This is a genomic window from Sphingobacterium cellulitidis, assembly GCF_043187465.1.
In the GTDB taxonomy this organism is placed as follows: Bacteria; Bacteroidota; Bacteroidia; order Sphingobacteriales; family Sphingobacteriaceae; genus Sphingobacterium; species Sphingobacterium cellulitidis.
On the sequence record NZ_CP171136.1, the window covers coordinates 2,742,110 to 2,759,187 of the forward strand.

Below are 17,078 nucleotides of genomic sequence, written 5' to 3' on the forward strand. Positions count from 1 at the left end.
GGTCCTTTATTTATTGATTTTTTTAATCGGCAATATTGCTGACAGGCTATTTATTGCCCAAAAATTTAAATTATGAACACATTAATTATTAATGAGCTTAACCTCAGCTACTCCAATAATCAACAAGCAATTAAGAATGTCTCATTGCAGCTCGAGAATGGAATGTTTGGGCTATTAGGACCAAATGGCGCAGGAAAATCATCTTTGATGAAAACTATTGTCGGTTTACAAAAACCTAGTTCAGGAACTATCATGTTTAATGGGGAAAATATCGTTCAAGAGCCTGAACATATCAAAAAGCATCTGGGTTTCCTGCCTCAGGACTTTGGAGTTTATCAGAAAGCTTCTGCTTATGATTTATTAAATCATATCGCCATATTAAAGGGAATTACTGACCAATCTCAAAGAAAGCAACAAATCCTAGAATTGTTGGAAAGAGTTAATTTATCCTCATTTCAAAACAAGGAGGTGCATAAATTTTCCGGTGGTATGCGGCAAAGGTTTGGGATTGCCCAGGCGTTATTGGGCGATCCTAAAATCATAATTGTCGATGAACCAACAGCTGGTTTGGATCCTGAGGAAAGAAATCGATTTAATCTTCTCTTGAATAATTTCAGTAAGAATATGATTATTATTTTTTCAAGCCACATCGTTGAGGATATTCAGAATTTATGCCCGCAAGTTGCGATTATGAATCAAGGCAAGATTCTGACCTTGGGCAATCCAAAAGATTTAGTTCAGCCAATTCAAGGAAAATTATGGGGTAAGAGCATTGACATTCATGAAGAAGTCTGGTATAAAGAGGATTACCGAGTGATCAGTCAGAAACTTGTGAATGGGAAATTGATGATTAGTGTGCTGCATGATGAGCAGCCAAAAGGATTTGAAAGCATTCAACCAAGTTTGGAGCATGTATATTTTTCCAGTATTGAAACTAATCTCAATTAAAATGGCTAATATTTTTCACTTCGAACTTCGCCGTACTCAAAAGAATTGGGCTACTTATTTATTGGGATTTATTTATATTTCTGCAGGTTTCTTTATTGGAAGTTCATTCAATCTCTCATTTTCCGAGGGATTATATTTGAATTCAGCATTCAGCTTAGGATATGTAATCGGCTTATTAAGTTTATCGGTGATATTTATTGCGAACTTATATGCCCTTCCCCTCTTGTTTAAGGATCAAGATTCACACTTTGAGGAGGTATTATTCGCATTACCTTTTTCCGAAAAGGAATATGTGGGGGATCGATTTCTTTTCTTCTTTTTAAAAACATTCTTGAGTTTTTTCTTGCTAATCATTGGATTCGCCATAGGACAATTATTACGAAATGACTTCAATATAAACCCTGAATTTCATTTTTTCCATTACCTCTATCCCCTATTTGCTTTTGGGTTATTGAATAGTTTCTTGGTTTGTAGTTTTCTTTTTATGGTCGCACAAACTAGCCGAAATAAGTTGCTTCTGATCATTGCTGGACTTTTGCTATATGTTTTATACATGTTGGTTATGGTATTTTCCAACTCCCCATTTATGAGTTCTAGTATACCACAATCCATTACAGCAGAGAAGATATCAGGCATTCTGGATCCTTTTGGCCTATCCGCTTATTTTTCAGAGGCTAAAAAGATGAGCGTTCCTGAGAAAAACCAACATGTAGTAGCCCTACAAGGTTCTTTATTGATCAATAGGTTGATCTATTTTTTTATTTCTGTAGGATTACTGCTTTACTGTTTTAACAGTTTTGACTTTAGAACTAACCATTCTAAATCTCAGAAGCCTCAGAAAATTAATAACCAAATTAATAGACTGGGATATCAACATTTATTACTTAGGATTAAACCTAAGTTCGATTCATTTGCTAGTTTCAATTCTATCCTTTCACTGTGCAGAATTGACCTTAAATATCTTTTTAAGGGCATATTTATTACTTCCATCAGTATTCTGCTTTTATTTTTTGTGGGCATGGAAATGTATGCAGAAATCGAGAAAGGCATCCGAATTCCACAGAAATTTGCGAGTTCAGGATTGATGGCAGTAACTATTTCTGAGAACTTTTACTTATTCGGTTTACTAATTATAGTCTATTTCTGTAATGATATTTTCTGGAGAAATCAGGTTTCAAATTTTCACTTGATTGAATTAAGTAGCTATTATTCAAAAAATAAGAATATAGCCCATTTATTGACCCTAAGTATTCTAATAATATTTTTTAGTGTTTTATTGATTGTTGAAGGTATAATTTTTCAAATTAGTTACGGCTATTTTGTTTTTGATTTCAAGGCTTATGCAGGAGTATTCTTATTCAACAGTCTTCCCATCATATTATTTGCGAGTTTCATTCTTTTAATCAATAACCTATTTAAGAATAGGTTTGTTGCACTGGGCGTATCAACATTTGCATTATTCCTTTTTACAGGACCTATTTCTAAAAAAGTTTTTAAAAACCCACTCCTGCAGTTTTTCTCAGATTTTCATGGGGTTTACAGTGATTTCAATGGATATGGATTCTACCCTGGAATATTTTCATTAAGGCTTTTATTTGGAATATGTGTTTTGTTGATGTCATGGCTATTGTGGCAAAGCATTAGAACAAAGAAATTGGGAATTAGGAAGATTGTTTTAGCAGCTATCCTAATTTTAACTGCCGGAATTTCGGCAGTGAAATATTTGAAGCATTACATTCCCGAAGAACAGGAAAAAGCCTGGCAGCTTGCAGCTGATTATGAATTAAAGTATAAAAAGAAATATCAAAATATCCCTCAACCCATAATTACGGAGGTTAATACGGAAATTAGTCTGTTTCCTTCCAAGAATTCCTATAAAATAAAGGCAACATATACCCTTGAAAATAAAAGTCAAGAGAATATTAATGAGGTATTAATCAGTTTTCCAGATGAATTAGATGTTAATACCGTTCGGTTGATTATTGATTCGCAGACTATCGCATTAACAAAAGATAACCAGGAAGTTAAGTTAAGATGGCCGCTTTATCCTTCAAAAACTGCGAGAATGGAATTTGAAATTACCTATAATTCCTATGCCGTAAATGGGCACCAAAGTTTCAATTCTATCATTGAAAACGGGTCTTTCATGCGGATAAGCAGATATTTCCCATTAATAGGCTATCAATCTAACTATGAATTGGATGATGAAAAATTAAGATCACAATTCAAATTGGGAACTAAGGAGGCTTTGAAATCCGTAAATGCTGCAGTGAATTCAATTGAAGATTTTATGGATTTAAGTATGGTTGTTTCTACAGAAAAGGATCAAATTGCGGTTGGAACTGGAGATTTAAAGGATCAGTGGACTAATTCAGGAAGGAATTTCTATAAATATTTGGCAAAAAATATTCCCTTCAGGTTTGCTGTTGCATCAGGAAAATACCATGTAAAAAAGAGTAAATATGTAGGGATTGATATTTATGTTTATTATCATCCGAAGCATGCGGAAAATGTTGAGCAGCTGATAGAAAATACAAAATCAAGTTTGGAATATTGTATTAAGAATTTTGGCCCATATCCTTTTGAGAGCGTTCAGTTTGCAGAAATCTCTTCATTTACGGAGGGTTTCGCAGGGACGGCGTATCCCGCGAGTATTTTTATGCCAGAGAATATGGTGTTTCATGCAAATGTACAGGGAAGACAAGAGGAAGATGTGATCAATGAGTTGGCAGGACATGAATTATCGCACCTTTGGTGGGGAAACAGTCAAATAAATCCGGATCAACGTGAAGGAGCCACTATGCTAACAGAATCCTTGGCAATGTACACCGAAATGATGCTGTACAAGCATGAGTATGGTTTGGAAAATATGAAGAAAAGATTAAAAATTCATGAACAGATTTTTGAAAGCCAAAAAGGATTTGCTGAAAACGAACCATTATTTAAAGTAAAATCAGAAAATATTCACATCTCCTATTCATTGGGTGCAATGGCGATGGTAAAACTGAGTGAAATATTAACCGAAGAAAAGGTCAATACTGCGCTATCAAGCTTTTTGAAAAAGAATAGTTATCCTAAAAAACCAAGCAGTATTGATTTAATAAATGAATTTCTGGCGGTTTCTCCAACTGAAATGACTAAGCAGAAAGTGAAAGAGATTTTTATGAATCCATGGTAATTAATCGGTAAAAGCATATTCAGCTAACATGGCATATTGTGCAGCAAATGAAAACATAAACATCCCTTCTACTCCTTTAGCTCTGTTCTCTGGGTTCCAACCTGTTAACAGATTTGTAGGTAGAAAACCGTCTATTGAATAGTTTTTATAGCCATAATCAAGGTTCTTTTGAAACGCATTTAAATAGGATTTAGCCTCAGGATTTTCGGAGGTTAATTCTTTATATCCCCTAAGTAAAATTCCATTGAACCAATTGTTAAAACCATCGGTTTCAAAGCTATAAAAATTGGGAATTTCCTTGTCCTTTTTTGCAAAATAGGCGAAGCTATTTTCAGCCATTTCAATGGCTTCCGTTTTATATTTTTGATCCTTGGTCGCAAGAAATAAATCTACTGCTCCAGACAACATGGACCCACTGTTGTAAGAATAAAAACGTCCTACGGCTTCTGTAAGTTTTGTATTTGCACGATACTTGGTATTGCCAACTTCTTCATATTGAATTTTGCAATCCGGATCACAGCCGCCCAGCATATCAAAATATAGTCCGTTTTTTACCTTCAATTTATCCTGTTGCCAATCGTAAATTTCTTTAGCAAAATTTAAATAATACTGCTCCTTTGATTCCTTTTTTATACGCCTAGTTTTGCTATCATTTGGATCAATAAAAGAACGATTTATCTGGTCATTTTTCCCTTGATATATAGTATGCAACCATACTAAAGAGCTGATTAAAGGCCCATTGCTACAGGCATGTTTAGTTGTGTATCCAGGCCCCCAAGTTATACCCCCATTTTCATTGCCATTTTCATCTAAAGTCGTATCCCATCCATCTAAGACATAATCAGTTAAATATTCTGCTTTTTTCAAATAATCCTTATTTCCTGTGAGTTTGTAGGAATGCAGCAGCTCACGAAGCAGCCACATTTGATCATCATAAACATTGTAAATCCCTGTAACTTTTGCTTTCCCTTTTTCAGAAACACGATCTACTGCATACACAGACCACGTTTTTGTTTGCGTATAGGAGGTCAATTCATAAGTTCCTAAGTAATAATCTACTTTATCATAAAACTTGGACAACAGTTTTTCATACTTTTCAATGTTGGATTTATATACTTTTTTATCCGCAACACTTTTATTTGCCTTAAGGGCGGATAATATCGCATTTACTGCTTCAATGCCTGCGGAATACATCCAAACACTTGCCCTCTCTTCCGATTTTTCCTTCGTAAAAGGGTTGTAGAATCGACGCATTTCAAAAGTTTTGGGGTCAAAATAGGCAGAAATCGTTTTATCAACCAAAGACATTGCCCTCAGCAAGTTTTCATTTGCGATATCTTTGTTGGTGGGAATTGAACTAATAAAGACGTGATTATTGAGGTTTTCCATCGCCGAAACCGGTTGGAAGGCAATTGAGCCAAAGATTACCCCAGTTGAGCAAATGGCAATTTTTAAGGCTTTATTATTCAGCATTTTCTAAAGGTTGACTTCGGTTGATTTTAATAATTAGGATTCTTGTAGAATCTAATTCAAATTAAAGAAAAATAACCAAAAAACAACCTTCTATTTAATTGTATATTACCACAGAACATATCTAGCACCAATCTTAAAACCTAATTGCATGATTCTATCATATGAATTTCCAGATTCGAAAGGAATTAAAGAATAGATTTTATATCCAGGTTCTAGATGGACAGAAAAGTTTTGCGAAAGATTGAGATTTGCACCTATTGCTAGTTGTACACCTACTCCGTTTTGTTTATCCATTACCTGATGTTGTCCTGACACATCAAAATGTAAGGTTGGACCCAAATTAGCATAGAAGTACTTACCAAATTCCATATGAGCGAGGATTGGTACTTCAATAATTTTTAAGGTCACAGTATCCTTAAATCTTTCCTTTTGCGGATCTACTACTGCTCCTAAAACATCAACTTCCTGTTTAGAAAAGCCAATTCCTGATTCCAGAAATACACGATTTTTTAGCGGTACTAGTACAGATACATCTGCAGAGAAATATTTTTTACTGGATAAAGAACCTGCACCATCTAGTTTTTTCAGGGGACCAATATTTCGAAAAGAAAAAGGTGTCACAGAAAGTCCGATTTTAAGTTTTTTATCAGTCTCCTGGGCTTTGGAAGAAAACGGAGTTAGGAATAAAAAAGCAATTGAAATAAGAAGGAAAAGAGGATAATTGGTTTTCATATAAAAAAATTTTGTCTTTAATTGAGAACGAAAAATAGGAAAAATTAGCTACATGGATTATTTAAATTTACAGAAGAAATAAAAAATGGTTGCTGAATTCAGCAACCATTTTATACGTTATTTTTTAGGTCTTGGTGGGCGGACATTTCCATTGTCTCCATACACGGGATCATCTGCATCAGCATCAGGATCATCTACAGATTGCGTGACCATGATATTAGGATCTGTAGGTTGGATAGGCATCGTTGGATTACCTGGATTCATTAAATAGGACAAAATTAAGTACCACATTTCTCAAAAAATTAGAATGTAAAAGCCTGCTAGGTCCGCACAGTCCATCTGTGGGATTGCTAGAAAAAAATTGTCCAGAAGGCCTTCTGAATTTTTTGGAATTGAGGCGCATGAATTCCTCAAATTGAAATCTCTTTTGTATCTTTCCTCGAAAGCACAAACAGTATTAACCACTGATTTCGAAAACAAATTTATAGCGCCGAAAGCGACTAATAATCAACCATTTCCACTATTTCAGGTAATTCCAGTTGAATTCTGGTATTTCCAGTGTGGGTAATGGTCAAACTGTTTTTAGGAAGATTTGTATTAATTATGAGAGGTATCGGATTTCCGGTAATTCTGTGTAGGGGAAACTATTATTATAAGGGAATGTCTGCATTCAATAGATTTAAAGAACAGGTTTTAAAAGCTTATTGGGAGAAACATAGCAACAATGAGCTACATGATCGATTGGCAAATCCAACTTCTGCCAATTTGAGGGATTATGCATTATTCTTATTGGGATCAGGTTTAAATCCTGATGATAAGAAAACCCTTCGGGATTTTTTTATTTTGAAAGATGAGCATGGAGATTTGGAGAAGTCAATTGCGGGAATCGACATCGATAAATTAAAACCGGTTCGATATTTTATTGATAAGAAAACCAATAATCCAGATGAAACAATCGTAAAATTATTGGCTGTGCTTATTGATTTTCAACCTAGACCATTCCGCATTGATGATTGGACCGAAAATCCAACAATTCCATTTACTTCAATTTCAAAACCCACCGTATTGGAAAATGACCGAAGTGGAAAAAGTCAGGATTTGGAGCCTCAAACTGAACCCGAAAGTATAGAATCTCCAAAACCTGTCGATTATAAAAGGAAAGGTTCAAAACTGAATAAGAAAGCTGTTCTTCTTGTAAGTTCAGGGGGAATTATTGCGGCAAGTTTAGGATATATTGGATTCAAAGAAAAGAAAGAATGTATGTGCTGGTTTAAGGATCAGTATATTGTGGTGGATTGTATTAATAATAACCTTAGGAATAAAAATGTAATCGCACTAGATCAGGATAAGCTCGAAAATTTTAAGAAAATAACCAGATATGATACATTAGGAATTAAGGATGTTAATAAAATTTGGTATTCAAAGGTAAATAATGAGGTTGAGTTCTTTACAGAAGCAGGAAAGCATCCAGAACATGCGGAACGAGGCTTAAAATTGGCTACCGAATATATTATTCGAAAATACGCCATGGGAGAAAATACAGATACAACAGAGAAGACAGGAATAAATAATTCAGAATAAATATCTGGATTCTTATTCCTGTCTTTTTTATATGAATAAAAAATTAAGCAATAGTTACTTCTTTCATTAAGTAAACATCTTGAATTGCATTTAATAAAGTTACACCGTCTTTCATTGGCTTTTGAAAGGCTTTTCTACCGCTGATTAGACCAGTACCGCCTGCTCTTTTGTTGATGACAGCCGTTTGTATAGCATCCTTGAGGTCTTTCTTGCCAGATGCTCCACCAGAGTTGATCAATCCAGCTCTTCCAGCAAAACAATTTAAAACCTGATAGCGACATAAATCAATAGGATGGTCTGAACTTAATTCTGTGTACATTCTTTCATCCAATTTTCCATAGCTACTATTACCCATATTCAATACTCTGTATCCGCCATTAACTTCTGGCAACTTTTGTTTGATAATATCGGCTTCAATGGTTACTCCTAAATGATTGGCTTGACCAGTTAAATCGGCCGCCAAATGAAAATCGACTCCATCTTTTTTAAAAGCATCATTCCGCAAATAACACCATAATATAGTGGCCATTCCTAAAGAATGAGCTTCTTGAAAAGCTTTGCTGACCTCTATAATTTGTCGTACCGATTCTGGGGAACCAAAATAAATAGTTGCACCGATAGCTGCGGCTCCCATGTTCCAGGCTTCACGAACTGTACCGTATAAGATTTGATCACTCTTATTAGGGAAGCTCAATAATTCATTATGATTAATTTTCACCACAAAAGGTATTTTATGTGCGTATTTTCTAGACACCGCTCCTAAGACACCAAATGTAGAAGCCACAGCGTTACAGCCACCTTCTATTGCTAATTTGACAATATTTTCAGGGTCGAAATAAATTGGATTGGCTGCAAATGAGGCACCAGCACTATGTTCAATACCTTGATCAACAGGCAGGATAGATAAATAGCCTGTTCCTCCTAATCTACCATGTCCAAATATATTTCCTAAACTTCGTAATACCTGCGGATTTCTATCTGAAATCCCATATACATCATCAATAAATTTTGATGATGGCAATTGAAGAATATTTTTTGGAATAGTTTTGCTTTCAAATTTAAGTAGTTCATCACTACCTAAGTGTTCAATTAATTTATTGATATTCATAATTATGTTTTTAATGTAATACAATAAATGAACATGAAGGATTTAGATTTGTTTTAAATAATAGTTACTATTGTTTTCAACAGATGTCAATGAATAATGTGGTGAACAGGATTATATTTTATCTAACAATTGAAATTTCAAGTTTCCATATCTGCAGCTGACATGAAAGTTCAGTTAAACAAAAAAGCCAAGGTAAACCTTGGCTTATAATGATACTTCTATTTTTTTCTTTTCTTGATTCCGAAATATTTCAAAATTTAACTTATTCATATACTGGTCTCTTTTGAATACTTTTTGTAACTCACCTAAATCCTTCACACCCTCACCTTGACAAGAAACAATGACATCAGCATTTTGAATCCCAGCTTTTAATAATGGTGAATTTTCGGATAATCCTAAAACCAATACGCCTTCCATTGTAGGCAAACCTGCCGCAGATTGCTCACCCAAGGTTTCAATGGATTTAAGCTTTGCCCCTTTCCATTCAAAAACCTCTCCTTCTTTACTATTTCCTTCCACTTCAATCTCAGGAATAAACGGGCTATCTGAAATATCTTTTAAACGTGAACTCATGACCCCTACATCCTGAAGGTTAATTTCTTTAAACCCAACTAGACTACCAGATATTAATTTAAATTTTCCTGTACTGATATCAGTAAATTCCAGTTTCACTGGATTTGAGTGTTGATCCACACCCTTTGCTTGATCTATTAATAAGTCTTTTTCACTTGTATAAAAATTCCGGTCTACTTTATCACCCCAATATTTGACTTGAATATCCTGATGATGATGCATCACTATATTATTTCGAAAGATATCATGGCTATCCTTAAACCACACATGTGGATGAAATCCATTGTTGATCATAACATTGTTATATACTGTTCTATAAAAACCTTCTCGTAATTTTAATCCGCCAGTCAAACACAGATTATTGAAGATTTCGTAATTCGAAGAACCATCATCTAAATCTATATCCCATCCATGATCACAACTAAACCTATTATCGCTAATGACTGTTGTTTCAATAGCATCCAACTTAACCCAATTTGGATGTTTCTCAACAATTTTATCCATTTCCGTTCTATCTGGATGCCAAAATCTATCTCTTCCCCAGGAATTAAATGCTCCATGGTCACTTGTTTCTAATACGGTCCGAAAGACATCATTATGGGAAATTTTATGTCCTCCCCAAGTTCCATCGCCGATATTAATCCCCGCACGTGGGACATTGTAAATTGTATTATGCAATACTGAAATCCGAGAGGCCATAGAAATTTGAACTCCCGCTACTTGTTTTTCTATAAGCCCTATATTACGGATTAAATTATCACTAGCCTCACATTCAGCAGGGTAATTATTAGTTTTGGGTCCTGGAATGGTATCAATTTCATTTTCAGGAACAAATTTTTCATATCGGAATGAAGGACTTCGAACTGCATCAGGATCACCAACAAAGTTTATCGCTCCAGCACCAATACGTTCAAATAAATTACCTTTAATCCCAACATTACGATTGTAATTGCTAATGAAAACTGCATTGCCTCCCAAATCAGTAAAATCTGAATTTGAAACAGAACAATTTTCTGCCCCTTCAATTCGCACCGCAGCCTGCCGATATATAGTCCAATCACTCCGTAGTAATGGTTCAGTAGTTTTCATAAAAGTCGGAATAGTGTGAATAAACTTTATCCCTTCAATATGAACGTTTCGGATAGGTTCATCCTCATTCCCTTGAATTGAAATTAAAGATTCCAAAACTGGTGCTTCAAATTCAAAATCATTCGGATTTTTATCACCAAAATTTAAGTAAAGTGTTGAGTTTTCAGAATCTAAATACCATTCATTCTCACTATCCAATTCCTCAAATACATTTTCAACAAATCGATATCTTTCATGCATTTTGCTAGGGCGATTATTTTGAGGCCCACCCTCCAACACTAATTCCCCATTTTCTTTCTTACCTGTTACCAAATAATGAAATCCTCCCCATTTTCCTATGTGCAAGGCATGAACAATTGCACCTTTTGGGTTCTGCCATTTTTTAACTCTCTCAGGATCAATTGCATCATCAGCATAACCATTAAAAGGTAAAACCTTGGGGTCATAATTAGGATATCGTGCTCTTATCAAATGGACATTTGATGTATATAAACTTTGAAATTTGAGATTGGAAGGAACTTTAGCAGTCCACATCCCTTTATTATTTTTGGACCATTTTAAATTCAGTGTGACTGCACCTGAAAAAACAACTTTTCTTTGGTCTAGCGCCTTAATAATTAGTTTTCCTTTAGAACTACTAAGATGTTTATTTAATTCTAAACTTTGTTTTAAATGATAAATTCCAGAATGCACTAATAATTCTACATCACTATCAGGATTTTTCTTCTTAAATTCTAAAATTTTGTCCAAGGCATATTCAGGACTTTTAAATGGTTTTTCTTTTGTTCCAGGATTAGAATTCTCCCCTTGCTGAGATAAATGAAAAACAACTTTTTTATTTTGAGCTTTTGATATTGTATGGAATAAAAACAGACACAAAATCAATAGAATAAATTTGTTGAATCGCAATGTTAAATTTGAATGCATAAGGTTTAGGTTTAGAAATGTGCATTATATATTCAATATAATAAAATTAGTTAGATAATTAAATTGTTAGATATCTATTCAAAATTTCTTCAAAATTATACCTTTAAATTACCTTGAAAAAACACCTTGAATGAAAATTTAAATCATTGAAGATGAAAAAGAATTAGCAAATAGCATGGTTCAGTACCTAACAGAAGAAATACATCTGTGAAGTAGCCATGAGTTTTTTTGAAGCCAATCAAAAAGTTGAAGCATTTTCACCAACTCCATTATAACATCCTCTTTTTCAAACAAACATGTTACAAAAAAAATATCATTTTATAAACCACTGATTTTCAATTAATTGTTTACAAAGAAATTTTATCCATTTTCCTAACTTTTCCGCCCAATTTTCCTCCCGATTATCTCAACATTACATCAAAAATTCTTAATGAGATAATGTTTTAAACACATTCAACCTAATATTTTCCAAAATTTCTATTTTCAACATTTTTTAATTTATCGTTTATATAATATTTTAAATTACCATATTTAGTTTTCTTAATAAATTATATTTCAACTATTAAAACTTTAAACTTTTTATATATTTGACCTGAAAATATCAAATTATGAAACCAATAAGCCACACTTATTGGAAATGTTTAACAATAGTTTTTACAAACTTTTTATTTACGAACAACGAAGTATTATGAAACAAAAATTACTCAGCGTTATTCTGCTTTGTATGCTATTTATTGGAATAGCAAACGCACAACAAAGGCAGGTAAGCGGTAAAGTAACATCAGCTTCCGAAGGCTCTCCTCTTGCAGGAGTATCTGTGCGTGTTGATGGAACAAATACTGCTACCCAAACCGATGGAAATGGAGATTATTCCATTGCAGTATCTAAAGAAAATGCAGTTCTTATCTTTTCTTACATTGGTTACTCTTCCCAACGAGTTAATTTGGGAAACCAAGGTACAGTTAACATCCAATTAACCTCTACTGACAATGAACTTGAAGAAGTTATCGTCACTGCTTTAGGGGTGAAAAGGGAAAAAAGAGAACTAGGATACTCTGCCGAACAAGTCGACAGCAAAACTATTAACAAAGCTAGTGCAGTTAATATTGCGAACGGTTTGCAAGGTAAAGTTTCCGGATTGAATGTCACCACTAATAACTCCGGTGTATTCGAAGACGTAAAAATCAACTTACGTGGTATCCGATCTTTAACAGGTAATAATAACCCGTTACTGGTTCTCGATGGTATTCAAATGGATATTAAATATCTATCCTCTATCAATCCAAACGACGTTGAAAACATTTCAGTGCTAAAAGGCGCAGCAGCAGCTGCAATTTATGGCCCTGACGCTCGTAACGGTGTGTTTTTAGTTACGACCAAAAGTGGTAATGAAGTTACTAGTGTTAACTTAAGCCACTCTACCCAATGGCAAAACATCTCCTTCTTCCCAAAATTGCAAAAGCAATTCGGACAAGGTGCTGACGGAGAAATTATCCCGATTGAAAACTGGTCTTGGGGACCTGCATATGACGGCAGCATAGCCAACATCGGCCCTGAACTGGAAGATGGCACTCAACAAACAACACCTTATGTAGGAACTGATGAACGCCAGAAATTCTATGACACCGGAATAACCAATCAAACCAACCTTTCTCTAAACGCCAAAAACTTCTTCTTAAGCTTAGAAAATGCAGATATCAAAGGTATAGTACCTGGAGATAAAAATAGAAGAAATGGTATCCGTTTAAATTCTAAACGTGAATTTGGAATATTTAGAGCTGCGGCCAATTTTAATTATACACAGCAAAACTATAATGTCTATAATCAAGAAGGTCAAGAAAACTATTACACAGCCCAAAATACAGGTGGTAACGATGGTTTATTTAGCCAATTAATAAATACTCCCGCGCACATTCCTTTGACCAAGTACAAAGATTATAAAAATGATATCTTCTCAACTTACGACCATTGGTTTACTGATTATGGAATCAATCCATACTTCTCTTTAGGAAACTGGCGTAGACACGGTAAAAAACAAGATTTATTGACCAATATCGAGTTAGGGTTAAAACCTACTGATTGGTTGGATTTTACTTATCGTGCTTCTTTAACTTCTCGAGGAATTGCTGAAAGATACATTACTGAAGGAGTAAAAGAAACTCCATTTGGTGCTAGCCGCGGTAAAACTGCCATTACTTCTGCATTAGAAGAATATAACTACAACCAAAACGTATTAACTTCCGATTTATTCGCCAGTGTTAATACTCCAATCAATGAAGATTTGATCTTCAAGGGTATTTTGGGAACAGCAGTTAGACAAAATGAATATAGAAATACCAGTGTAGGCGCAGATAACCTAGTAATTCCTGAATTATACAATATTGGAATCCGTACTGGTATCCTGACTGGAGCTTCAAATGGCTACAAAACAAGATTATTCTCAGTGTATGGTAGTGCTGGCTTCAACTATAAAAACTGGGCTAACTTAGAATTTACAGGCCGTTGGGACAAAACATCAACTTTAGCTCCAGGAAACAACTCTTATTTCTACCCAGGGGTTAATGGTGCAATTGTCTTGACTGATGCACTTGATATGAGTACTGACTTCTTTAACTATTTAAAAGTTAGAGCGGCTTGGACAAACACAGCCAACTCTGACATCAGTCCATATTTCTTAGAAGCAACATATTCTCAAGCGAATGGCTTCCCGTTAGGTGGTATCACTGGATTAACAGCCAATAACACAACCTACAACTACAACTTGAAACCAGAACGCATTAACACAACTGAAGCTGGTTTTGAAGCTGGATTATGGAATAACAGATTAACTTTAGAAGCTACCTATTTCTATTCAAAAAATACGGACCAAATTATCAGTGTAAACACTTCTGAAGCTTCCGGTTTTGCTAGAACAAATACCAACGCAGCTTCATTCGATAGTAAAGGGGTAGATTTTGACTTCAACCTTTCTCCTTTAATTAATTTCGAAGGCGGATCTGTAAACTTTAGAGGTAACTTCCTTTGGAATGACTCCAAAGTAACTAGTGTTTATGAAGCACAAGGTTTAAAACAAGAAGAACTTTCCATCGGTGGCTACACTATTGCAGGGAACTACGCTATTGTCGGCCAACCAGCATTCGTAATGCGCGGTACTGATTATGAAAGAGACGACCAAGGCAGAATTATCGTTAGTGCTGCTGATGGCCGCCCTACAACTGCATCTACCAATGTCAATTTCGGTAGAACATTACCTAAATGGATCGTTGGTCTAAACCCTTCAGTAAACTACAAAGGATTTAACTTATCAGCTTTGTTTGAATACAAAGGTGGCCACGTAGTATCATTCTTCGGATTAGGTGCTGATATGGCTTGGACTGGGGTTTCTGAAGCTACAGCTTACAACAACCGCGAACCATTTATCCTTCCTAATTCTGTTATTGAAGACCCAAATAATCCTGGATCTTATATCCCGAATACAGAAGCAAAAATTGGTGAAAATGAAGCCATCTACAATTATTACACTGGTGAGTTTCAAAATACAGCCTCAAACTTTATCGTAAGTGCTAATCACTGGAGATTGAGAGAAGTAGCGCTTTCTTACCAAGTGCCTGAAACATGGTTAAAATCTAGACAAAAAGCTATTAAAGGACTTTCAATTGCCTTGGTGGGTAGAAATCTAGCCCTTTGGCTCCCTAAAGAAAACGTATTTATGGACCCGGATTTCAACAACATGACTGACGCTTACCCGAATGCTTATGGTAATGTCAATTCAACCTCAAACCCACCGGTAAGAAATTTTGGTTTTACCCTGAATGCTACATTCTAATTAAATGGAGAAGAATATGAAACACAAAATATTTTTGGCAATACTAGCAATTACTTTAGTCTTGTCTGGATGTAAAGATAGTTTCTTTGACATCAATACTAACCCTAATCAACCAACAAACCCATCGGTTAAACCACAATACTTATTACCGATGGTGTTAAAACAAACCGCAACCCGGATGGGCACCCAATATTCTTGGGCAGCTTCTTGGACAGGATACTATGGACGTGGTGCAGATTATGGTCAAAGCATCCCGCTTGAAAACTATAATATTACCCCGCAATATCAACAAGCACAATGGTCAAATACCACAACAGGTTGGTATGATGTCCTAAATGATGCCGAATTAATGGCTAAAAAAGGGGAAGCAAGTGGCGAAACGTTCTATGTCGGTGTATCCAAAGTTATTAAGGCAATTGGCTACATGTACCTAGTGGATATGTATAATAATGTACCTTATTCCCAAGCTTTAAAAGGTGACTCTGCTATCGCTCCTGCTTATGATAAAGGCCCTGAAATCTATGCAGACCTTCTTGCTCAACTTGATGTTGCTCGCAATATTTTCAAATCAAACCCTACAATTTCTTCTGAAACGGCTGAAGCAGATGTCCTTTTTGAAGGAGATCTAACCATGTGGAGAAAACTAGCAAATACCCAAGCATTAAAACTTCTGATTCATCAGTCTGAAGTGGTCAAAAACCCTACAGCTGAAATCGCTAAAATTACTGCTGATGGTAGTGGTTTTATTGAAGCAGGAAAATCCGCTGACTTGAAACTTGTCTTCTCTAACAATGTGAACCAAGTCAACCCAGTTTACATTACTTATGTAGCTGACCAAAGTGGGATTCAAATGGATGGATTCAACCGTGTAAGCAAATACTTATTGAATAAATACACGTCTAACGACGATATCAGATATCAATACTTATTCTTACCTGCAATTTCTCCTCAAAACCCTAACGAAAGATGGGTTGGAGCTTTGTTCGGTGCACCTACAACTCCTAATTTGAACTCAATAAATCAATCTATCGTTGTAGGTACTGGAATTCTTTCAGATGGAACTCAACCATTATGGTTCTTCACTTCAATGGAAAGTCTGTTTTTGCAAGCAGAAGCAACTCAAAGAGGCTGGCTTCCTGGAAACGCAAAAACTGCTTATCAAAATGCAGTATCTGAATCCTTTAAATGGTTAGGTATTCCTAATGCCCAAACCGAAGCAAATCAACTTCTAGCAAACTCTGCAAATTGGGACAATGCTAGCAATAAATTGGAGCTAATCATCAATCAAAAATATCTGTCTTTACCAAGTATCAACAACTTCGAGGCATGGGTAGATTATAGAAGATTAGGATTTCCAAGCGACGTGCCTTTGTCAGCAAATCCAAATATCGGAAACCGCAAAATCCCTTTGCGTCTGATGTACCCTCAAGGTGAATACAGTTATAACAACGCAAATGTAACTGCACAAGGTGAAATCGACCCGCAAACTAGCCGGATTTTCTGGGACGTTAATTAAAATATCCTTCATCTTGTTCAATGAAGGAGTGATGAATAAATAGTACGATAGTAGCAGCCAAAGGGTTGCTACTATTTTTTTACCCCCTATTCCAAACCCCTATTCCATTAGAAATTATCCCCAAAAA

Annotated in this window: 10 protein-coding genes; 5 read left to right on the top strand and 5 right to left on the bottom strand. The window is 35.2% G+C overall.

Going from position 1 to position 17,078, the window contains the following annotated elements; translation table 11 throughout:
* Nucleotides 1-72: 72 nt before the first annotated feature.
* Entirely contained in the window at nucleotides 73-948 is an 876-nt protein-coding gene (locus tag ACF3OC_RS12135; protein ID WP_094258768.1) for an ABC transporter ATP-binding protein, read from the top strand.
* Between the two features lies 1 nt (nucleotide 949).
* The gene (locus ACF3OC_RS12140) at nucleotides 950-4,126 is read left to right on the top strand and encodes a M1 family aminopeptidase (protein WP_182498340.1); all 3,177 of its coding nucleotides are present in this window, start codon (nucleotides 950-952) and stop codon (nucleotides 4,124-4,126) included.
* On the opposite strand, the gene ACF3OC_RS12145 is transcribed toward ACF3OC_RS12140, so the two are convergent.
* The 3 genes from ACF3OC_RS12145 to ACF3OC_RS12155 all read right to left on the bottom strand — a co-directional run bounded on the left by ACF3OC_RS12145 (nucleotide 4,127) and on the right by ACF3OC_RS12155 (nucleotide 6,622).
* A complete protein-coding gene (locus ACF3OC_RS12145; protein WP_182498339.1) occupies nucleotides 4,127-5,599 on the bottom strand; it encodes a glycoside hydrolase family 76 protein in 1,473 nt (490 codons plus the stop codon).
* Between the two features lie 105 nt (nucleotides 5,600-5,704).
* On the bottom strand, nucleotides 5,705-6,331 hold the full coding sequence (locus tag ACF3OC_RS12150) for an outer membrane beta-barrel protein (protein WP_094258770.1): 627 nt from the start codon (nucleotides 6,329-6,331) through the stop codon (nucleotides 5,705-5,707).
* A gap of 117 nt (nucleotides 6,332-6,448) precedes the next feature.
* A complete protein-coding gene (locus ACF3OC_RS12155) occupies nucleotides 6,449-6,622 on the bottom strand; it encodes a hypothetical protein (protein ID WP_169715255.1) in 174 nt (57 codons plus the stop codon).
* A 369-nt stretch (nucleotides 6,623-6,991) separates the two neighbouring features.
* Between ACF3OC_RS12155 and ACF3OC_RS12160 the strand changes: the two genes are divergently transcribed.
* Nucleotides 6,992-7,912 carry a hypothetical protein gene (locus ACF3OC_RS12160; RefSeq protein WP_141202157.1) on the top strand — a complete coding sequence of 307 codons (921 nt, stop codon included), beginning with the start codon at nucleotides 6,992-6,994 and terminating at the stop codon, nucleotides 7,910-7,912.
* Nucleotides 7,913-7,955: 43 nt separating this feature from the next.
* Here ACF3OC_RS12160 and ACF3OC_RS12165 read toward each other — a convergent pair whose 3' ends face one another.
* Together ACF3OC_RS12165 and ACF3OC_RS12170 are read right to left on the bottom strand one after the other, a co-directional pair.
* A complete protein-coding gene (locus tag ACF3OC_RS12165) occupies nucleotides 7,956-9,020 on the bottom strand; it encodes a class I fructose-bisphosphate aldolase (protein WP_094258773.1) in 1,065 nt (354 codons plus the stop codon).
* A 204-nt stretch (nucleotides 9,021-9,224) separates the two neighbouring features.
* A complete protein-coding gene (locus ACF3OC_RS12170) occupies nucleotides 9,225-11,609 on the bottom strand; it encodes a PDZ domain-containing protein (RefSeq protein WP_094258774.1) in 2,385 nt (794 codons plus the stop codon).
* Between the two features lie 688 nt (nucleotides 11,610-12,297).
* Between ACF3OC_RS12170 and ACF3OC_RS12175 the strand changes: the two genes are divergently transcribed.
* Nucleotides 12,298-15,435, top strand: coding sequence for a SusC/RagA family TonB-linked outer membrane protein (locus tag ACF3OC_RS12175; protein ID WP_182498337.1), 3,138 nt, complete (start codon nucleotides 12,298-12,300; stop codon nucleotides 15,433-15,435).
* 16 nt (nucleotides 15,436-15,451) lie between these two features.
* Nucleotides 15,452-16,951 (top strand): SusD/RagB family nutrient-binding outer membrane lipoprotein, encoded by a 1,500-nt coding sequence (locus ACF3OC_RS12180; protein ID WP_169715257.1) that lies wholly within the window; start codon nucleotides 15,452-15,454, stop codon nucleotides 16,949-16,951.
* Nucleotides 16,952-17,078: the final 127 nt, after the last annotated feature.